Raw genomic sequence first — 19,193 nt, forward strand, 5'->3', positions numbered from 1 at the left:
GCCGGTTCCGTCACGCGAGCGGCCCCACCGCCGCCTCGACGTCACGCAGGATCTCACCGGAGCGGACGAGCTCCGCGATCGCCGTGTGGTCGACATGCAGCGGGCGGTCTTCGTCAAGATGAGCAACCTGGCGGCGGATGGCCCAGCGGGCGGCCTCGACACCGGCGCCGAACGTGAAGTTCCGGAAGTCGAGGGCCTGCGCGGCAGCCATCATCTCGATCCCGATGACGCCGTAGGCGTTGGCGAGGATTTGGCCGGTCTTGATCGCGGTATTCATGCCCATCGAGACGAAGTCCTCCTGGTCCGCAGCGGCCGGGATCGAGAGGATCGAGGCGGGCGCGGAGAGGATGCGCTGCTCGGTGATGAGCGTGTCGGCCGTGTACTGGCTGAGCATCATCCCCGAGAACATCCCGGCACCCTTGGTCAGGAATGCGGGCAGCCCCATGCTGAGGGCCGGGTTCGTGAGCCGGTTGAGCCGGCGCTCGGAGAGGACGCAGACCATCGTCACGGCCGCGCCCACCATGTCCATGGGCAGGCTGACCGGTGTCCCTTGGAAGTTCGCGCCGGTGAGCGTGAGCCGTTCCTCGGGCAGGAAGATCGGGTTGTCGCCGACGCCGTTGAGCTCGATCTCCACTTGGCGGCAGGCAAAGGCGACGACATCGTGGGCGGCGCCGATCACCTGCGGCGACGAACGCATCGAGTACGCGTCCTGGACCTTCGTCTTCACCTTGTCGGTCACCAGGTCGCTGCCGGCGATGCAGGCCATGATCGAACGAGCGCTCCGGATCGCGCCCGGGAAGCCGCGCAGCTCGTGGAGGCGCGGGTCATAGGGCTTGAGGTTGGCGAGCAGTGCTTCCAGCGTCATCGCAGCGGCGATCTCAGCCTGGCGCAGGAGCCGGTCGATGTCGTACAGCTCGATCGCGCTCATCGCGGTGAGCAGGTTCGAGCCGTTGATCGTGGCCAAGCCGTCGCGCGCCGCGAGGCCCGGGATCGGGATCCCCGCCCGTTCCATCGCCACGCGTCCGGGCAGCCGCTCGCCCCGGTGGTAGGCCTCGCCCTCGCCCATGAGCAGAAGCGCCACCTGGGCCATCGGAGCAAGGTCGCCGGACGCACCGACGGAGCCCTTCTGGCAGACGACCGGGGTGACGTCGCGGTTGAGCATATCGAGGAGCGTCAGCGGGATCTCCAGACGAGGGCCGGAATTGCCGTGAGCATGGACGTTGACCCTGCCGGCGATCGCGGCCCGGACGGACTCGATCGAGGCGGGCTCGCCGATCCCTGCGGCGTGGTTGTAAATGAGATAGCGCTGGAACTGCTCGACCTGTTGGTCCGTCAGGACCACCTCGGAGAACTCGCCGATCCCAGTGTTCACCCCGTACATGGTCTCGTGCGCGGCGAGCTTCTCCTCGAGCATCGTCCGGCAGGCGCGAATCCGTTTGATTGCCGCCGGATCGAGCGTCGCCGGTTCCCCGTCGCGGGCGATCCGGACGAGCTTCTCGATTGTGAGCGAGGAGCCATCAAGGACGATGGACATCGGCAGCTTCCCTGGTGCGTCGGGCCGGGTTTTGGACGACACTGCTTGGGCACCGCCGGTGCGTGCGCGGCAGGTTCTCCGAACTGTCCAAGATGCTGGACTCAGCGGCATTCATGCGAGCAGCCTACGACGCCCTTCCGTACAAGAACAAGGGCGACGTGCCGAACTTCCGTCTAGTATTGAAGACAGAGGCCATATCCGCCGGTTCTTCAAAACGCGCCTGCTGGAGGCGATATGGTGGACAGACAAACGCCCGTGCTCGGCGCCTCGAGGTCGGCCGACCGCGCACTGCGAGTCCTCGATCTCCTGGAACGCCGCAGCTACGGGCTGCCCACCATGGTCGTCGCGCGCGAGTGCGACATACCGAAGTCGAGCGCTCACCAACTCCTGAACACGATGCGCGACCGTGGCTTCGTGAAATACGATCACACGGGGCGGACGTGGGCCGTCGGCGATCGGGCCCGTGAGATCGGCGCCGAGGTCCCGACGATCCCGACGGCTCTCCAGATCCTCGAGTCATTCGACCGGCAGGTCGTACGCCAGACCGCAGCATCGGTGGCCCAGAGCACCGGCCTGGATCTGGAACGGGTGCAGCGCACCCTCTCGGTCCTGGAAGCCGAAGGCCTTGTCGCGGTGGCCCCGGGGGGGCTCTACTCGCTGGGACTTCGTACAGTTCGGCTCGCCGCGCGGATCGAGCCGATCGAGCTTCTCCGGACGATCGCACTCCCCCTGCTCAGCGAACTCCGCGATCTAACTGGAGAAACGGCGAACCTCCTCGTCCAGGACGGGACCCAGTCCGTCTTCCTCGACCAGGTAGAGAGCCCTCGAGCGCTACGCCACAGCGGCTGGGCCGGACGGACGGTACCTCTCATCGGAACGGCAGGTGGAGCAGCTCTGTCCGGTCTTGGTGGGGCGCAAGTCGCGGCGGACGCGGTGGAGGCCGGGATCACCGCCGTTGCCTGTCGGATCTCGTGGTCGGGCCACCCGCCCGCTGCCGTTAGCATCACGGCCCCATCGTTCCGGTTGGTTGGGTCGGACCTCAAGGTAGCGATGCACCACGTTGAGGTGACGGCGGCGCGGATCGGGGCCGAGCTGACTGCGCAGCTGGCGAGTTCCCGATCGCGCGCGGCTGTGGTCGGATCCGCGCCGGAGCCGACCGGGACCGGCGAGATGCATCGTTCGACGGACAATCGCCGATGACAGTTCTGGTCAACGACGTTTCCGGCAATCAGGCCCAGGGTGCCACCGCAAGCTTGAGGTGCTCTTGGTGTCCATCGGCGGCCGCGGCGACCAGCGCCGGAAGCTCCTCCAGACCAACAGTGCGGTCCACGACGGGCGCGAAGCGGCCCGTCTGGATGCGGAGCAACTCCAGCGTCTCGGGCATCTCGTCGGCGAAGACGTGAGCGCCGGTGATGACGATCTCGCGTGCGATGATCACGTTCGTGTCGAGTTCCTCTGGGTAGTGGTGGAGCGCGATGGCGGCGACGGTTCCGCCCGGCCGCACCATGAGGGCGGCCGTTGAGATCGACCCGCCGGAACCCGCGCAGTCGAAGCAGGCGTCGAACCCATCAGCGCCGGCAGGCAAGGCGCCCGGGGCGACGACCGACCGACCGGTGATCCTGCGCGCGACCTGCGCCCGCCCGCGATTCGGCTCCACAAGCAGGACCTCAATCGCCTCAGGGATTACGAGGGCCTGGAGCACGCCGATTGGACCGGCGCCGAGGATGGCAACGCGCGCAACGTCACGCGCGACAGCGCGCAGGCGGGACCAAGCGTGCAGCGCCACCGCGGTTGGTTCGGCGAGGACGGCCACCTCGAACGGCAGACCGTCTGGAATCGTCCAGACGTGATCGCCGGGCACGACCACCGATTGGGCGAACCCACCGTCGCAGACCTCGCCCAGGAAACCGAGCTGTGGGCAGCGCTGGAGTTGTCCCTCGAGGCATCGGGCGCAGATGTGGCATGGGACCCGCGAGTCCAGCACGACCCGGCGCGAGGCAAGGTACTCGCAGCCCTCCCCGACCTTCTCGACGACTCCCGCCACTTCGTGACCTGGCACCACGGGGAAGCGGGTCACGAACTCGCCCGTCCTCCAGACGTGCACGTCCGACCCGCACAGGCCGGCCCGGGCAACGCGCACCCGTACCTCGCCGAAGCCTGGATTCGGGTCCGGCAGCTCGCGCACGCGGAGGTCCCGAGGTCCGGCGAGGACGGCTCCGATCATCGTCGGTGTCGGTCCATCGTTCGCCGCACCCTCATCGTGCCCGAACGGTCCGCTCGATAACCCCGACGACCCGCCGCATGTCGTCCGGCCGCCCCAGGCTCACCCGTGCCCATCCGGGCACGCCGAGGGTCGCGCCCGGCCGAACAGTGATGCCCTCCGCGAGGAGCGCCACCGGCCAGCTGTCGCGATCCTCGACTAGGAGGAAGTTCGCCTGCGACGGCACGTAGCCGAGCTCGACACGGTCACACGCGTCGACGAGGACCGACATCGCGACTGCCGTCTCACGAACCGTCATCTCGACGTGGGCCGCGTCTTCCAGCGCGGCAGCCGCTGCGGCCAGCGATATCGCGGTGACATTGAATGGTGGGCGGATCCGCTCAACCGGCTCCAGCACGGCCGCTGAGGCGATCGCGTACCCGACGCGGAGGCCAGCCAAGCCGTAGGCTTTTGAGAAGGTTCGGGTGACGACGAGGCTCGGGTGCCGGTCGAGAAGGTCGACGGCGGTCAGGCGGATCGCCGGGTCCATGAACTCGTAGTAAGCCTCGTCGACGACGACCATGCAGTCGGACGGAACGCGCTCGACGAAGGCTCGCAGGTCGTCCGGCCGGACGGCGGTCCCGGTCGGGTTGTGCGGGTTCGCCACGAAGACGCAGCCCTGCGCCACGGCCGCCGCCGCCATCGCCTCCAGGTCGTGTGTATGGTCGCGGAGTGGCACGAGCACGATCTCGGCACCCATCGATCGCGCCGCGACCGCATGGATGCCGTATGGCGGCGCGGCCATCACGGCGCGTCGCCCGGGCTCCAGGTATGCCCGGGTCAGCAGGTAGAAGGTTTCGTCGCTGCCGGTGCCGAGCAGGATCTGGTCTGGCGCGACGCCGTGTCGCTCGGCGAGCCGCGCTCGCAGCAAACTCGACCCCCCGTCGGGGTAGCGCTCGGCGCTTTCGAGCGCAGTTCGAGCCGCCTCGACGGCCCGCGGCGAAGGACCAAACGGGTTCTCGTTCGAGGCGAGCTTGAGGGCGCGATCCGCGGACGCAGCTGGCGCGGCGCCCGGCACATACGGGACGATCGCGTCGAGGGCGGCGCGTGGCTTGATCGGCACCTGTTGAGTCCCCTGGAACGTCGAGAGCAGGATGGGTCGCCTGATCAGTCGAGGGTCCCCTTGACTCCGACGGTCAGACCGGCTCGCCATGGAAGAGGCGCGAAACAGCCGCGGAGTGCGACCGCGAACGCCCGTGCAGCGGCCTCCCAGGAGTGGTGCGGATCACGGCCTTCGATAACCCGCAACCGGAGCGTGCAGCGAGCTCCCTGGGCGAACCCCTCATAGAACGCGACCATGTCGGCGCCGGTCGTGTCCTCGACCTGCTCCACGCGTGAGCCCTCCGCCTTGCGGTCGATGAAGTGCATCGACCGACCCTCGAACGAGAGCGCACAGAACGCAAGCGCCTCGTCCATCGCCATCCATGCCCCAGAAGCTCCTTCGACCCCGTCGTCGATGGCGCGCGTGATCAGGGCGCCGATCCCGAGCCCGAGCGCCATCCCGATGTCCTCGCAGACGACGTGCCGCAGGGCGAACGTCTTCGCCGCGAAGCGGACGTTCAGGTTGAGCCCGCCATGCCAGGCGATCATCTCCAGCATATGGTTGAAGAAGGCGATCCCGGTGTCCAGCGACGGCTCCTGGCGCGGCCCGAGCCCCACGTCCAGGCGGACGTCCGCCTCACGGGTTGTCCGCGCCACGACCGCGTGGCCGTCCCTGATCTCGACCTGCATTCCACGGTAGCTCTCGGGCATGGGACCCTCCAGAAGTCAGGGGCTGACGAAAACGGGCATCCCGCTGATAGCACGCCGCGGGTTGTCCACGAGGAGCCGGTCGACCTCGGCGGCCGACAGGCCCGCCGTCCGCAGTCCAGGCGCAACTCCGGTCAGCAGGTGGTCGTAGCCCCGACCGCCGAACGCGTGGAGCTGGGTCTTCGTGCAGACGTCCTGGGCGAGGAGGAGGCGATCGGACCAGCCTTCCTCGTGGGCCGCGACGACGGCGGCGGTCCGCGAGGTGTCGGACGGCATGCCGCGGTCGCCGTAGGCGTCCTCGTCGCCCCAGATGTCGATGCCGACGAAGGCTCCGCGAGCGGCGAGCGAACGCGCATAGGCCACGTCTGCCAGTGACGGGTCGAGATGACAGAGGACGACTCGATCGAGGTCGACGCCGGCGTGCTCGCATCGGTCCAGGACATCGTGGCCGGCCCGGCCCCACGGGTCGAGATGAACGAATAGCGTCCGCCCGGTCTCGCGCTGGGCGGCGCACGCACCGCTGAGGACGCGTGCCTCGGCAGGGTCGATCGGGTTCGAGGTGCCGATCTCGCCAATGACGCCGGCCCGGATTCCGTCGGGACCAGCCAAGAGGTCCAGGAGGATCTCGTCTCGGAACGCCTCGGGTGGCGGTCGTGGAGCTCCCGCGGATGAGCGGCCGCGATGTAGTGGCCGCAGCCCATGACGACAAGCACTCCGGTTGCTTCGCTAACGGTCCGCAGCCGGGTCGGCGACCGCCCGATGTCGTCGAGAGTCAGGTCGACGAGCGTTCGCCCTCCGGCGGCCCGAAACCGCCCGACCTCCTCAATCGCGACCGAGAGGTCGTCGAGGATAAGGTTGTCCCGAACGGCGAACGGATTGGCCCGCACGGTCGCCTCCGTCGACGCGTCCACCCGGCTCGCGGCGGGCGCGCGGCCGTCGTCGTCCGTCGGCGGATCAAACCAGCACTCGATGTTGATGAAGATATGCTCGTGCGGACTCGTCGGTCCGAGCGCGCTGGCTGCCACGGGCCCCGTGACGGTCCAAACCATCCCGGGCATGTCGCTCACTGAAATGCGGCTGGGGGTATTCACCCGATCCCCGCGGCGACGCCAGGTTCTGCCCGGAGCGACTCTTCGCGGATGGACGCAAGGATTCGGCCCCGGAGCGCGGCGAAGGCCGGCGTCTCCTGGATCTCGAAATGGCGCGGCCGGGGGAGGTCGATCGAAAGCTCTTCCTTCAGTCTCCCCGGTCGGTTGGACATGATGACCACGCGGTCCGAGATGAAGACCGCTTCGTCGACGTCGTGGGTGACGAACATCACGGTGAGGCGATGGGACTCCCAGACGCGCGTCAGAAGCTCCTGCATGAGAAGCCGTGTCTGGGCATCAAGGGCGCCAAATGGCTCGTCCATCAGCAGGATCCTCGGCCGGTAACAGAGCGCGCGGGCGATCGCCACGCGCTGCTTCATTCCGCCGGAAAGCTGGCGCGGATACGCGTCAGCAAACCCGCCGAGACCCACCACGTCGAGGTGTTGGCCGGCCGCCTTCCGCCGCTCGCTCGCGGTCATCCGCTCACCCCGGAGCGCAAATTCAACATTGGCACGGGCGGTCATCCAGGGAAAGAGCGTGTATGTCTGGAAGACGACGCCACGGTCGCGTCCGGGCCCACCGATCGGCTTGCCGTCGACGAGAACGACGCCCTTGGTCGGTTCGATCAGGCCCGCCACGATCGAAAGAAGTGTGGACTTGCCGCAGCCCGACGTTCCGGCGATCGAGACGAACTCGTTCTCGGCCAGTCGCAGCGAGATCGGTCCCAGCGCGGCGACTGGTCGCGGGCCCTCGAAGATCTTCTCGAGGTCGCGAATCTCGAGCCGTGGAACGTCTCCCTCGCGGACCGCGCCAATCGTCATCGGTCCGCCCACCGGAAGAACAGCCGACCCAGTGCCTTCATGGTCTGGTCCGTGACCAGCCCCAGGATTCCCAGCACGATGAGGTAGCCGATGATGATGTCCGTTTCGAAGTAGCGAGGCGCGAGGTTTATCCGGTAACCGAGCCCCGAGGTGGCTGCCACGAGCTCGGCGAGAACCACCCACGTCCAGGCCCATCCGAGCGAGATCCGCAAGGTGTCCCAGATTCCCGGTGCCGCCGACGGGGCCACGATTCGGGCCAGGATTGCGCCGTCGCGCATCCCCAGGGTCCGCCCGATGTTGACAAGGTCAAGGGGGACGCGCTTGACGTTGTCCATTATCAGGAGGACTTCTTGGAAGAACGTTCCGATGAACACGATGGCGAACTTCTGGGTATCGTCGATGCCGATCCAGACGATGGTCAGCGGGACGAAACCGACGACCGGCATATAGCGCACGAAGTCGATGAAGGGCTCGATGAGGGCTTCCGCGAACCGGTACGTCCCGATGAGGATGCCCATCGGGACAGCAATGACGGTCGCGAGGACGAAGCCCACGATGATCCGCCAGACGGACACCGAGATGTCGGACCAGAGCGTGCCGTCGGCGGCGAGCCTGCCGAGCCGATCGAGGACCTCGATCGGGCCCGGCAGGAACAACACCGGAGCAAGGTTCAATGCCCGAATCAGGAGCCACACCGCGATCAATGCGGCGAATGCGAGCACAGCTGTCCCCACGTAGCCGCGAACGGTGATCGTGCCGCCAATCGCGAATGCGGGGTGCCGCCGGCGCCCGGCTGATGCCGGGTCGACGCCGGAACGGGAATCGGCGGGTCCGCTCACCGGTGAATCCCGGGCGCGGTGACCGTCAAGGGGCGACGGCGAGAATGAAGCTCGTGTTCATGACCTTCGTTTCGTCGACTGGCTTGGTGATGATTCCCGCGTCGGTGGCGATCTTCTTCACCTCGGTCAGCGTCTTGAGGTAGGCGCCGCCGGTCATGAGCTGCTTCGCCTCGTCCAGGCTGTAGATCTGTACGCCTTCGAAGGCGGTCTTGAGGTCACCGGGGTTAGCGCCAACGGCCTTCTCGATGATCGCCTGACCGTCGGTCGGGTTCGTGCGAAGATAGGCGACGGAGTCGCCCCAGGTCTTGAGGAGGGCGTCCACCTGGCCCGGATGGCTTGCGAGGTAGTCGTTCCGGACCACGAACACGTCCCCGATGAGACCGGGCTCCTGGGCCGCCTTATAGATCAGCTTGAAGCTGCTGTCCTGCTGGAGCGCGGTCGTGAGGTAGGGCTCATACGTGACGGCGACGTCCACCTTCTTGGTAATGGCGAGGATCCCCGCCTGGGCTGCTGGCGTCGGCACCTTGACGATGTCATTGATCGTCATCCCGTTCTGGGATAGGGCGTACCGCAGCAGGATGTCCGACGTCGTGCCTTCTTCGTAGGCGACCTTCTTGCCCTTCATATCGGCGATCGAGTTGATGCCTGGGCCGGCGAGAATCGCGTCGGCGGCATTGGACTGGTCGAGGAGGAGAACGATCGTGATGGGAGTCCCTTGGGAGATCAGACGCAACGCGGTGTGAGTCGCGATGTTGGCACCGTCGAGCTGCCCCGAGACGAGAGCTGCGTTGATTTGGTCGTCCGTGTCGAAGCTCGTCACCTTCGCCGTCAGGCCATTCTGCGCGAACAGGCCCTTGCTCATGGCGATCCACCAGGGGCCGTAACCAAGCCACGGTTCGGTGCCCATCCGAAAGGTGCCGGCTTCGGGGCTCGGGAGTGCGGACGAGACGGCCGACGGCGCCGAAGACGCGCTCGACGCGGCCGCTGGCGAAACCGTCCCCGGGGCCGTGCTCGGACTCGGCGATACCGCGCCTGAGCACGCAGCGATGAGTAGCGCGAGGCCCGCGGTGAGTGAGACGACGACCCTAGGGCGCTGGTTCCGAACCTGAGCGACGGCCATGGTGACCTCCTCCACGATCTGTCTCGCAAGCGAAACGCGGCTGGCGGTGACGTTGGAGACACTACGGGGACGGGCACGTCTTCACAACAGTGAGCAGGACATATGTGTCCTGAATATCAGACCCTGCAGGCTCTAGGCCGCGCTGCCAGCTTGCCGCCACGCACAATCGCCACTAGTGTGGTTGTGTCGCCTAAGGGCACCTGTCCTGCCGGTGGGACTCGGAATCCTGGCGGCAGCATCCTCGTCTCACATCGGCTCGACTCTGGGATACCCATCTGTACGGAGGCGCGCAGGCGTGACAGCTCAAAGAACGCTGCGGGGCACGGCGCTCCCGGGCGCCCGGCCCGTCCGCGCTCCGCGCGGCTCCGAGCTGACGTGCCGCGGCTGGCAGCAGGAGGCCGCGCTGCGGATGCTCATGAACAACCTCGACCCGGAGGTGGCCGAGGATCCCGACGCGCTCGTCGTCTACGGCGGCACGGGGCGGGCCGCTCGAAGCTGGGAGGCGTTCGACGCGATCGTCCGGGAGCTCCGCTCGCTCGCCGACGACGAGACCCTCCTCGTCCAGAGCGGCAAACCGGTCGGTGTCTTCCGGACGAACGAATGGGCGCCCCGGGTCCTCATCGCGAACTCGAACCTCGTCGGCCGATGGGCGACTTGGGAGACGTTCCGCGAGCTCGAGCGGGCCGGTCTCACGATGTACGGCCAGATGACCGCCGGCTCGTGGATCTACATCGGGACGCAGGGGATCCTCCAGGGCACGTACGAGACGTTCGCGGAGCTGGCGCGGCAGCACTTCGGCGGGACGCTCCGCGGACGGGTCGTCCTCACCGCCGGGCTCGGCGGGATGGGCGGCGCGCAGCCGCTCTCGGTGACGATGAACGACGGTGTCTGCCTCGCGGTCGAGGTCGACGAGGCGCGAGCCCGCCGGCGCCTCGAGATCGGCTATGTGGACCGGCTCACGGCGTCCGTCGACGAGGGGCTCCGCTGGGCGCGCGAGGCGGCGGTGAACGGGCGAGCGCTGTCCGTCGCCCTCGTCGGGAACGCGGCGGAGGTCGAGCCGGACCTGGTCAGACGCGGCGAACGGTTCGATGTCGTCACGGACCAGACGTCCGCGCACGACGCGCTCGGCGGGTACGTGCCGGCCGAGATCGCGCTCGCAGACGCGCTCGCCCTGCGTTCCGCCCAGCCGGAGGTCTACCTCCGCCGGTCGGTCGCGTCGATGGCGGACCACGTCCGGGCGATGCTCGCGTTCCAGGCCGCCGGCTCGATCGTCTTCGACTACGGGAACAACCTCCGGGCGATGGCGCAGGAGGGCGGCGTCGAGGACGCGTTCGCCTATCCCGGGTTCGTGCCAGCATTCATCCGCCCCCAGTTCTGCGAGGGACGCGGGCCGTTCCGCTGGGTGGCGCTGTCCGGCGATGCGGCGGACATCCTCGCGACGGACCGCGCGATCCTCTCGCTGTTCCCGGACGATGCCGGCCTCCGCCGATGGATCGAGATGGCCGAGGCGAAGGTTCCCTTTCAGGGCCTGCCGGCGCGGATCTGCTGGCTCGGCTACGGCGAACGGGCGAAGGCGGGCGCCGCGTTCAACGAGCTCGTCCGGTCCGGCGAAGTCGCCGCGCCGATCGTCATCGGCCGCGATCACCTCGACGCCGGGTCCGTCGCCTCGCCGAACCGCGAGACGGAGGCGATGCGCGACGGGTCGGACGCGATCGCGGACTGGCCGCTCCTCAACGCGCTCGTCAACACGGCCGCCGGTGCGACGTGGGTCTCGATCCATCACGGCGGCGGAACCGGGATCGGCTACTCCGAGCATGCGGGCATGGTCGTCGTGGCGGACGGCACGGAACTCGCGCGACGGAAGCTCGAGCGGGTGCTGACGACTGACCCCGGGATGGGGGTCATCCGCCACGCCGACGCCGGGTACGAGCGTGCGCTCGAGGTCGCCCGCGAGCGCGGGGTCCGGGTTCCGATGGTCGATCGAGGCTGACGGCCGAGGCGAGCGCGGGCACCGTGAGGGCGCCGCGTCGGGCTCCGGTTGCCGGTCGGGCGGTGGGTCGGGCCGTCTACGCACCGGGTGCGTCGTATAGTCGACCTCCTGCGCATCAAGAGGCAGTGAGGGCGGGTCAGCCGCCCCGCCCGAGCACGATTGTGCGGCGGGCAACGCCGCGGCGGTCGCCCCGGTCGTTCGAGTGCTCCACGAGTCGCTCCTACCACGCACCTGGCGCGTATCCGATGCGAGGCGCGGCCGGATGCGGGCTCGGCCGGATGCGGGGGCGCACCTGGCGTCGGGTGCCGCTGGATGCTGGGCGGTGCGGCTCCCGATGCGGGGTCCGGCTGCCGGTCGGGTGCGGCTGCCCGTCGGGCTATTCGCGATCGGGGACGATCGTCGGTTCCCCCTGCCCGGCGTGGACGAGGTCGGAGGCGGATCCCCCGGCGATCTCGGCGGCGCCGGCGTCCTCAGCTCGTTCCGGGATCCGCCGCAGGCCCGGCACCGGTGAGAACAGCAGCGGCACGAACGGCGTGAAGCCGAGGATGGTCCCGATCCAGATCCCGGCATGCGTCCCGAGCGCTGATGCGAGGACGCCTCCGATGAGCGACCCGATCGGGACCGTGCCCCAGACGAGGAACCGCATGGTGCCGTTGAGCCGGCCGAGAAGGCGCTCCGGGGTGATCGCCTGCCGGAGGCTCACCTGGTTGACGTTGTAGATGACGGCGAACATCCCGCCGAGGAACGAAGCCGCAGCGAGCAGCGGCACGGCCGTGCCCGGTGAGGCGATGGGGATGAGGAGGCCTGCCGGTCCCGTGAGGGCGGCCGAGATCACGATCGTCCGGCCGACACCGATCCAGGCGGCGAACCGGTTCGCAAGGAGTGCGCCGGCCAGGACCCCGAACCCGCCTGCGCCGCCGATGAGGCCGACCTGCGCCGGAACGAGGCTGAGATCGCGGTAGAGGTAGATCGCGAACACCGCGAAGACGATGTTGGAGAAGAGATTCGAGGTACTCGTGCTGGCGGCGATGCCCCGGAGGTACGGATTGCCGAGGACGTACCGGAGGCCCTCGCCGATCTCGCGGCGCATCCCCTCCCGCGGTAGCGCGACCGCGGCCGCCGCGATCGCGCCTGCTGGGCTCCCGCCCGTCGCGACCGCTGTGCTCCTGTCGGCCGCGGCCTCCCCGCCCGTCGCGACCGCGCCGGCCGCGACCCGCGGGGCTTCCACGGCCCTGATCCGCGCGATGAGGAGCGCCGAGCCGACGAAGCTCGCCGCGTCGACGATCACCGCGAACGGCGCCGTCAGGAGCGCGACGATGCCGCCGCCCATGGGCTGGCCGAGGATCTGGGCGGACGAGGCGCTCACCTGGAGCTTCGCGTTGCCCTCGACAAGGTCGTCGCGCGCGACGACCGTCGGCAGGTAGGACTGGTCCGCCACGTCGAAGAAGACCGTGCAGACGCCGTTCACGAAGCCGACGACGAACAGTTGCCAGATCGTCAGGGCGCCGAGGGCGTCGGCGAGCGGGATGCTCACGAGCATCGCTGCTCGACCGAGATCGCCGGCGATGAGGAGGCGGCGCCGCGGCAGGCGATCGACCCAGACCCCAGCCGGCAGGGTGAAGAGGATCCACGGAAGGAATTCGATCGTGGTGAGGAGGGCGACTTCGAACGGCGTCGCCCGAAGGACGAGGACGGCGATGACCGGGATGGCGATCTGGGTCACCTGCGTGCCGAACAGGCTCACCGTCGACGCGGTCCAGTAGCGTCGATAGTCCGCATGTCGGAGCACGCCGAGACGAGCGCTGGGCATCGGGACGGGCCTCCCTCGCTGACGGGCTGACGCACGGCGCGGCCCGTCTCGGACGTGTCACGATACGACAGATGCAGCTCATCGAATCCGTCCCGAACATCAGCGAAGGCCGCCGTCCCGACGTCGTCGACCGCCTCGTCGCGGCTGTCGTGTCCGTCCCGGGCGTTCACCTGCTCGATCGCACGAGTGACGCGAGTCATAACCGGAGCGTCCTCACGATGGCCGGCGACAGCGACGCGGTGTGCACCGCGCTCGAGCGGCTCATCGCCGGGGCGATCGCCGAGATCGACATGGCGCGGCATGCTGGCGAACACCCGCGCATCGGGGCGGTGGATGTCATCCCGTTCGTGCCGCTCGGCGAGTCGACGCTCGAGGATTGCGTCGAGCTCGCCCGGGGCTTCGGTCGGCGGATCGCCGAGCGGTTCGACCTGCCGGTCTACCTCTATGCGGCGGCGGCCACCCGGTCCGACCGGGTGAGGCTCGCCGACGTCCGCCGAGGCCAGTACGAGGGCCTTCGCACGGAGATCGGGCAGGCCGGTCGCGAACCGGATTTCGGTCCCGCGCGGATCCATCCACGAGCGGGCGCGGTCGCCGTCGGCGCCCGGCCGTTCCTCATCGCCTACAACATCAACCTTGCGAGCCACGATCTCGAGCTCGCCAAGCGGATCGCGCGCCGCGTCCGGGAGTCGGGCGGCGGCCTGCCGCGGCTCCAGGCGAACGGCTTCGAGGTCCACGAGCCGGAGCGCGGTCACGAGCGTCGGGCGCAGGTCTCGATGAACCTCCTCGATTTCACGGTCACCCCGCTCTGGCTCGTCTGGGAGACCGTCCGCGATGAGGCGGCGAACGACGGGATCGCGCTCGCCGAGTCGGAGCTCATCGGACTCGCCCCGCTCGCCTCGTTCCTCGCGGTCGCCGATCGAGCCGGGGTGGATCCGCAACAGCCGACCACGGAGCGGTTGGCCGGCGCCGCGCGGTTCCTTCGCCTCCGCGACTTCTCGCCGCTCCAGACGCTCGAGCTTCGGCTGGAGGCGGCGCAGGGTGGGTCGGCCGCCGCCGACGCAGGAGCCGTGCCCCCAGGAGCGTCGGACCCCGGCGCGAGGTGAATCTCCGCGTTCTTCCGGGTGGGCGCGGCGAGGTGGCGACGTCCGGCATCCTCATCGTGGGGGCAGCGCAGGTCGCGACGCTCGCCGGCGGGCTGCGGCGGGGCGGAAGCCAGGGCCGACTGGCGCTCCTCTCCATCGACGACGTGGGCCGCACCGGCCGGGATCGCGCCAGGGACGAGCGCCGGGCGCCGGTGGTCGCCACCTGGGAGAGCCGGATCGTCAGCGTGGGGCCACGGGCGCGGGTCGAGCGCGAGCTCGCGGACGGCGGCTACCCGATGGCACGGTTCGCCGTGATCGACGCGACCGGCGGCGTCGTGACCCCGGGCCTCGTGGACTCCCACACCCACCTGCTGTTCGCCGGCACGCGCGAGCGCGAGCTCCTGCTCCGGCAGGCCGGAGCCGGATACCTCGAGATCCTCGAGGCCGGGGGTGGGATCCTCTCGACGGTCGCCGCGACGCGCGCTGCCTCGGACGACGCGCTCGCGGCGCACGGGCGTCGCTGGCTCGGCGAGATGCTCCGCCACGGGACGACGACGATCGAGGCGAAGTCCGGCTACGGCCTCGACCTTCGGACGGAGCTCCGTCTCCTCGAGATCGCCTACCGCCTCGGCCGGGAGGGCCCGATCGACGTGGTGCCGACGTACCTCGGCGCACACGCCGTCCCGCAGGAGTTCCGAACGCGTCCGGATGGGACGGAGGCATACGTGCGCCATATCGTCGAGGAGCAGCTTCCGGGGGTAGCCGCCCAGGGGCGGGCCCGGTTCTGCGACGTCTTCTGCGAAGCGGGCGTGTTCACGGTGGACCAGAGCCGGCGGATCCTGACGGCGGCAGCGGCATTAGGGATGGCGCCTCGGCTGCACGCGGACGAACTCGCGCCGTCCGGCGGGGCGGAGCTTGCGGCGGAGATCGGCGCCGCGTCGGCGGATCACCTGGCGACGCCGTCGGACGCCGGGATCGCCGCACTCGCCGCCGCCGCTGCCACGGATCGTCCGGTGATCGCGACGCTCCTCCCGGCGACCACCTGGTTCCTCATGAAGGAGCATCACGCGCCCGCCCGGCGATTCATCGAGGCGGGCGTGCCCGTCGCGCTCGGCACGGACTTCAATCCGGGCACGTCGCCGACGGCGAGTCTGCCGCTCGTCATGACCGTCGCCTGTCTCACGCTCGGCCTCTCGCCGGCCGAGGCGCTCGTGGCGGTGACGATCAACGCGGCCCATGCCGTCGGCCTCGCCGACGAGATCGGGTCCATCGAACCCGGCAAGCAGGCCGACCTCGTCATCTGGGGCGTGCCGTCCGTCGATCAGATCCCGTACTGGCCCGGCGCAGATCTCGTCCGGATGGTCATCAAGCGCGGTCGCACAGTGCACGAACGGCCGACCTGAGCGCCACGCGGCAGTTGGGTCGGGGGCTCGCGCGCAGGTTCAGGCTTTGCCGCGCGACTCCAGGCGGACCGTCGTCGTCTCGGTCGGCAGGCTCGACGGCGTCACGGAGAGTCGCGCCATGGCTGGCCCTGGCGTTCCGCCGAGTTCATGAAAGAACCGTCCGAGGGCCTCCTCGCAGGCCGCCTCGTCCTCGCACATCGGCATCGGGACGACGATCCGCGGGTCCAGCTGGGCGATGAGCTCGGCTGCGCGTGGGGCTGCGAGGGCGCCGCCGACCGGCACGCAGGCGACGTCCACCGGCCCGATGTCGCCGAGCTTCTCCTCGCTGAGGAGGTGGCCGATATCGCCGAGGTGGACCGTGTGGAGACCGTCGAGCTCCACGACGAATGCCGTCTGCCGGCCGCGCTCCTGCCCCTTCGCGTCGTCGCGGTACGTCCCGATCCCGGTGATCAGGACCTCGCGTACTTCGTACTCGCCCGGACCATCGAGGACGAACGCACGCTCGAGGCTCGTCGGCAGGACCGTCAGACCGTCGCGCGAGAGGGCCCCCTTCGCTCTCGGCGTCGGGGCGTCGTCGGGGTGGCTGAAGGTCACGATCTCGCCGGTGATGCCTCGTCCGGTCGGCCCGACGATCGCGGGATACGGGTCGGCGACGACGACGGCGTCCTTGCCGCGGAGCCGGATGCACGAGCGCCCGTACCAGGTGAGTTCCATCGCCACGATTCTGACACACGCGCATCAACGGCGGCTTTTCGCGGGGCCGTGATTCCTCGCCCCTGGGTGGCGGCGGTGCCGGCCGCCATCCGGTCCGGCCGCCGATCGGTCTCCGGAAAAGGAGGACGGGGAGCGCCTGCCCAATCGGCGCTCCCCGTCGGAGGGAGGGAGGATGGAACTTGAGGAGAGGTTCCATGGGGAACACTAGGACGACGGTGTTCAGGGACAAGCGCCGAACCGATTAAGAAACGCTCACCCTCAGGATCGGCGCCGCGTCAGCCCGGACGGCGAGCCCACCGGGCTCCCGACGCGCCGGGCCCCGGGCACCTGCTGCCATCCGGCCTCCACCGTCGCGGCCCCGGCGATGGCTGTGCGACCATGCCGCGATGGATGTGCGTCGTTCAAGGGCGGCGAGCCGGCTGATCTCGGTGATGGTCGGCCTGGTCGTCGCGATCGGCGGCTGCGGCCCGACGGCGGTCGCACCGATCGGGTCCGGCGGGACCGCGCCGCAGGGCTCGAGCCCGGTATCCGGCCCCACGCTCGAGCCTTACTCGCCCGCCCCGAGCGGCCCACCCGAGGACCCGGCGGTCGTCTACGCTCGGATCGAGGGTCAGGTGGTGCAGATCCGCGGACTGGCGGCCCTCGCCCCGGTCTCGCCGAAGATCCTCGACGCGGCCGGCCTCGCCGCCGCGCTCCGAGCGGATTTCGACGCCGAGAACCCGCCGGCAGTCATCGCCGGCGAGCAGGCGCTGTATCGAGATCTCGGCCTTTTCCCCCGGGACCTGTCCCTCAAGGATGAGCTCCTGAGGCTCCTCACGAGCCAGGTCGCGGGCTTCTACCGGCCGACGACGAAGCAGCTGTACGTCATCTCCCAGACGGGCGCGATCGGGCCGAGCCAGAAGGTCACCTTCGCCCACGAGTTCGACCACGCCCTCCAGGACCAGCACTTCGGCCTGACGAAGCTCGGGATCGACACCGTCGGCCAGAGCGATCGCTCGCTCGCCCGACTCTCGCTCGCCGAGGGCGACGCGACGCTCCTCATGTCGGACTGGGCCCAGCAGGCCCTCACCCCGGTCGAGACCCTCCAGCTCCTCCAGGAGTCGGTGAACCCGGCCCAGACCGCCGTGCTCGCGTCGATGCCGCCGTTCCTGCGGGACCAGCTCCTCTTCCCGTACACGAGCGGCCTGCCGTTCGTCGAAAGCCTCTGGGCGAAGGGCGGCTGGGCCGCCGTGGACGCGGCCTACACAGCGCCCCCCGACTCGACCGAGCAGATCCTCCACCCCGAGCTGTACCTCGCCCACGCGGCGCCGATCGCCGTCGCGATCCCGGCCGACCTCGCGACCCGCCTCGGGCCTGGCTGGACCGTCTCCAGCCAGGACACCCTCGGCGAGTTCGGACTTCGAGAATGGCTTCAGATCGCGGGCGGGATCCTCCCGCAGGCGGCCGTGGCCTCCGCGACCGGCTGGGGTGGCGACCGGGTCGTGGTCGTCGAGGGCCCGGCAGTCGCAGGGCCCGCGGCGAGCTCCTCCGCCTCCCCGTCGGGCGCGCCATCCGCCCGCTGGGGCGTGGCGATCGTCAGCCGCTGGGATACCCAGTCGGCGGCCGACGCGTTCGCCACGGCGGCCCGAACGGCGACCGGGAAGCTCGGCCATGGCGACGTCGTGCAGTCCTCGCCGGACTCGGTGATCGTCGTCCTCGGCTCGGATGACACCGCCACCGGTCGCCTCGCCGCCGCCCTCCGAACGCCCTGACGGCGCCCGGGGCACCCGCGCCTCGAATCCCTCAGCGCTCTCCGCGATCGTCCGCTTCCGGCAGGATCGGCGGCCGCTGGACGACGGGTTCGAGGTCGAGGCCGGCGACCCAGTCCGCGATCTCCGCGCACGTTCCGATCCACAGCCCGTCCGTCGCCCGGGCGTGCTCCATGAGGCGCCCGAGCGCCTCGGCACGCGAGGCGCGCCCGGAGACGAACGGATGGTTCGTCAGGACGAAGAGTCCTCCCTCACGCACGAGGGCGTCGAGCTCGAAGGTCCAGCGCTCGAGGACCTCGGTCGGCCGGGCGATCGCCCCGGATCCGGAGATCTCCGGCAGGTAGACGTAGGCCTCCCAGTCGTCGAGGCTCCAGTGGGCCGGCAGTTCGACGATCCACGGCGCATCGGGTTGCGGTGTGGTCGCCAGGTGGTACGGATGGTCGGCGTCCATGAGCCCCGAGTCGTAGCGGAAGCCGTGCCGGGCGAGGATCGCCGGCATAGCGTAGGTGAGCTCCCACGTCGGTGCCCGGTAGCCGACCGGTCGGACGCCCGCCACACGATCGAGGGCGTCGAGCCCGCGAAGGAGCCGCGCCTCCTCCTGGGCCGGTGTCGCGTGCCGTGAGCCCTCGTGGAGATACCCGTGGTGACCGATCTCGTGGCCGGCGTCGCGGATCGCCCGGACGGCCTCCGGCCACCGCTCGGCGGAGTAGCCGGGCACGAAGAACGTCGCCCGGATGCCCTGCCGATCGAGCAGCCGAAGGAGCCGCGGGAGGCCCGTCCGCGGCCCGTACGCCTGGTGGCTCATGACGTCGAGCCAGCCGGCGGCCTCCGGCCGATCGACGAGGATCGCGCTCTCCGCATCGAGGTCGAACGTGAAGCATGCGGCCGCCCGGATGCCGTCCGGCCAGCGGAAGCCCGGAGGCAGGGTGGAGCGCCAGTCGAGCGTCGCCATCGCCCGCCCCCCTCAGCGCCCGCCGCGCCGGAGCGCGACGAGGGAGAGCATCTCGTAGGCGAGGTTCGCCGCGAGGAAGGCAG

Annotated in this window: 16 protein-coding genes and 1 pseudogene; 5 read left to right on the plus strand and 12 right to left on the minus strand. The window is 69.7% G+C overall.

Annotated elements, in window-relative coordinates:
* Nucleotides 1-10 precede the first annotated feature (10 nt).
* Entirely contained in the window at nucleotides 11-1,534 is a 1,524-nt protein-coding gene (locus IVW53_09720; GenBank protein MBF6605844.1) for an aromatic amino acid lyase, read from the minus strand.
* A 234-nt stretch (nucleotides 1,535-1,768) separates the two neighbouring features.
* Here IVW53_09720 and IVW53_09725 point away from each other — a divergent pair, with 234 nt between their 5' ends.
* Complete coding sequence (locus IVW53_09725; protein MBF6605845.1) at nucleotides 1,769-2,734, plus strand: helix-turn-helix domain-containing protein; 966 nt, start codon at nucleotides 1,769-1,771, stop codon at nucleotides 2,732-2,734.
* A gap of 28 nt (nucleotides 2,735-2,762) precedes the next feature.
* On the opposite strand, the gene IVW53_09730 is transcribed toward IVW53_09725, so the two are convergent.
* The 8 genes and pseudogenes from IVW53_09730 to IVW53_09765 form a co-directional block, all read right to left on the minus strand.
* The gene (locus IVW53_09730; protein MBF6605846.1) at nucleotides 2,763-3,758 is read right to left on the minus strand and encodes an alcohol dehydrogenase catalytic domain-containing protein; all 996 of its coding nucleotides are present in this window, start codon (nucleotides 3,756-3,758) and stop codon (nucleotides 2,763-2,765) included.
* A gap of 31 nt (nucleotides 3,759-3,789) precedes the next feature.
* Nucleotides 3,790-4,857 carry a histidinol-phosphate transaminase gene (gene hisC / locus IVW53_09735; GenBank protein MBF6605847.1) on the minus strand — a complete coding sequence of 356 codons (1,068 nt, stop codon included), beginning with the start codon at nucleotides 4,855-4,857 and terminating at the stop codon, nucleotides 3,790-3,792.
* 44 nt (nucleotides 4,858-4,901) lie between these two features.
* Nucleotides 4,902-5,546 carry a hypothetical protein gene (locus tag IVW53_09740; protein ID MBF6605848.1) on the minus strand — a complete coding sequence of 215 codons (645 nt, stop codon included), beginning with the start codon at nucleotides 5,544-5,546 and terminating at the stop codon, nucleotides 4,902-4,904.
* Between the two features lie 15 nt (nucleotides 5,547-5,561).
* Complete coding sequence (locus IVW53_09745; GenBank protein MBF6605849.1) at nucleotides 5,562-6,152, minus strand: hypothetical protein; 591 nt, start codon at nucleotides 6,150-6,152, stop codon at nucleotides 5,562-5,564.
* Between the two features lie 44 nt (nucleotides 6,153-6,196).
* Nucleotides 6,197-6,601: pseudogene (locus tag IVW53_09750) on the minus strand (phosphotriesterase-related protein).
* Nucleotides 6,602-6,630: 29 nt separating this feature from the next.
* Nucleotides 6,631-7,452 carry an ABC transporter ATP-binding protein gene (locus IVW53_09755; protein MBF6605850.1) on the minus strand — a complete coding sequence of 274 codons (822 nt, stop codon included), beginning with the start codon at nucleotides 7,450-7,452 and terminating at the stop codon, nucleotides 6,631-6,633.
* Nucleotides 7,449-8,216, minus strand: a complete 768-nt coding sequence (locus tag IVW53_09760; GenBank protein ID MBF6605851.1) for an ABC transporter permease — start codon at nucleotides 8,214-8,216, stop codon at nucleotides 7,449-7,451. The genes IVW53_09755 and IVW53_09760 overlap by 4 nt, the downstream gene beginning before the upstream one ends.
* 100 nt (nucleotides 8,217-8,316) lie before the next feature.
* Nucleotides 8,317-9,411, minus strand: coding sequence for an ABC transporter substrate-binding protein (locus IVW53_09765; protein MBF6605852.1), 1,095 nt, complete (start codon nucleotides 9,409-9,411; stop codon nucleotides 8,317-8,319).
* 313 nt (nucleotides 9,412-9,724) lie between these two features.
* Here IVW53_09765 and hutU point away from each other — a divergent pair, with 313 nt between their 5' ends.
* A complete protein-coding gene (gene hutU / locus IVW53_09770) occupies nucleotides 9,725-11,401 on the plus strand; it encodes a urocanate hydratase (GenBank protein ID MBF6605853.1) in 1,677 nt (558 codons plus the stop codon).
* A gap of 376 nt (nucleotides 11,402-11,777) precedes the next feature.
* On the opposite strand, the gene IVW53_09775 is transcribed toward hutU, so the two are convergent.
* Nucleotides 11,778-13,211, minus strand: coding sequence for an MFS transporter (locus IVW53_09775; GenBank protein ID MBF6605854.1), 1,434 nt, complete (start codon nucleotides 13,209-13,211; stop codon nucleotides 11,778-11,780).
* A 71-nt stretch (nucleotides 13,212-13,282) separates the two neighbouring features.
* Here IVW53_09775 and ftcD point away from each other — a divergent pair, with 71 nt between their 5' ends.
* Nucleotides 13,283-14,314, plus strand: coding sequence for a glutamate formimidoyltransferase (gene ftcD / locus IVW53_09780; protein ID MBF6605855.1), 1,032 nt, complete (start codon nucleotides 13,283-13,285; stop codon nucleotides 14,312-14,314).
* A 92-nt stretch (nucleotides 14,315-14,406) separates the two neighbouring features.
* Nucleotides 14,407-15,696: an imidazolonepropionase gene (locus IVW53_09785; GenBank protein ID MBF6605856.1), complete on the plus strand. Its 1,290-nt coding sequence runs from the start codon at nucleotides 14,407-14,409 to the stop codon at nucleotides 15,694-15,696.
* Between the two features lie 39 nt (nucleotides 15,697-15,735).
* On the opposite strand, the gene IVW53_09790 is transcribed toward IVW53_09785, so the two are convergent.
* Nucleotides 15,736-16,410: an MBL fold metallo-hydrolase gene (locus IVW53_09790; GenBank protein MBF6605857.1), complete on the minus strand. Its 675-nt coding sequence runs from the start codon at nucleotides 16,408-16,410 to the stop codon at nucleotides 15,736-15,738.
* A gap of 431 nt (nucleotides 16,411-16,841) precedes the next feature.
* On the opposite strand from IVW53_09790, the gene IVW53_09795 reads away from it, so the two are divergent.
* The gene (locus tag IVW53_09795) at nucleotides 16,842-18,161 is read left to right on the plus strand and encodes a hypothetical protein (GenBank protein ID MBF6605858.1); all 1,320 of its coding nucleotides are present in this window, start codon (nucleotides 16,842-16,844) and stop codon (nucleotides 18,159-18,161) included.
* Between the two features lie 31 nt (nucleotides 18,162-18,192).
* Here IVW53_09795 and IVW53_09800 read toward each other — a convergent pair whose 3' ends face one another.
* Complete coding sequence (locus IVW53_09800) at nucleotides 18,193-19,110, minus strand: polysaccharide deacetylase (protein ID MBF6605859.1); 918 nt, start codon at nucleotides 19,108-19,110, stop codon at nucleotides 18,193-18,195.
* Between the last annotated feature and the right edge of the window lie 83 nt (nucleotides 19,111-19,193).

This window comes from Chloroflexota bacterium, assembly GCA_015478725.1.
Classification (GTDB): Bacteria; Chloroflexota; Limnocylindria; order Limnocylindrales; family CSP1-4; genus C-114.

What these genes read in the sequence shown, in the direction of transcription:
- IVW53_09720 (MBF6605844.1), bottom strand. Translation starts at nt 1,534, where the DNA reads ATGTCCATCGTCCTTGATGGCTCCTCGCTCACAATCGAGAAGCTCGTC.
- IVW53_09725 (MBF6605845.1), top strand. Translation starts at nt 1,769, where the DNA reads ATGGTGGACAGACAAACGCCCGTGCTCGGCGCCTCGAGGTCGGCCGAC.
- IVW53_09730 (MBF6605846.1), bottom strand. Translation starts at nt 3,758, where the DNA reads ATGATCGGAGCCGTCCTCGCCGGACCTCGGGACCTCCGCGTGCGCGAG.
- IVW53_09740 (MBF6605848.1), bottom strand. Translation starts at nt 5,546, where the DNA reads ATGCCCGAGAGCTACCGTGGAATGCAGGTCGAGATCAGGGACGGCCAC.
- IVW53_09755 (MBF6605850.1), bottom strand. Translation starts at nt 7,452, where the DNA reads ATGACGATTGGCGCGGTCCGCGAGGGAGACGTTCCACGGCTCGAGATT.
- IVW53_09765 (MBF6605852.1), bottom strand. Translation starts at nt 9,411, where the DNA reads ATGGCCGTCGCTCAGGTTCGGAACCAGCGCCCTAGGGTCGTCGTCTCA.
- IVW53_09775 (MBF6605854.1), bottom strand. Translation starts at nt 13,211, where the DNA reads ATGCCCAGCGCTCGTCTCGGCGTGCTCCGACATGCGGACTATCGACGC.
- ftcD (MBF6605855.1), top strand. Translation starts at nt 13,283, where the DNA reads ATGCAGCTCATCGAATCCGTCCCGAACATCAGCGAAGGCCGCCGTCCC.
- IVW53_09790 (MBF6605857.1), bottom strand. Translation starts at nt 16,410, where the DNA reads ATGGAACTCACCTGGTACGGGCGCTCGTGCATCCGGCTCCGCGGCAAG.
- IVW53_09795 (MBF6605858.1), top strand. Translation starts at nt 16,842, where the DNA reads ATGGTCGGCCTGGTCGTCGCGATCGGCGGCTGCGGCCCGACGGCGGTC.
- IVW53_09800 (MBF6605859.1), bottom strand. Translation starts at nt 19,110, where the DNA reads ATGGCGACGCTCGACTGGCGCTCCACCCTGCCTCCGGGCTTCCGCTGG.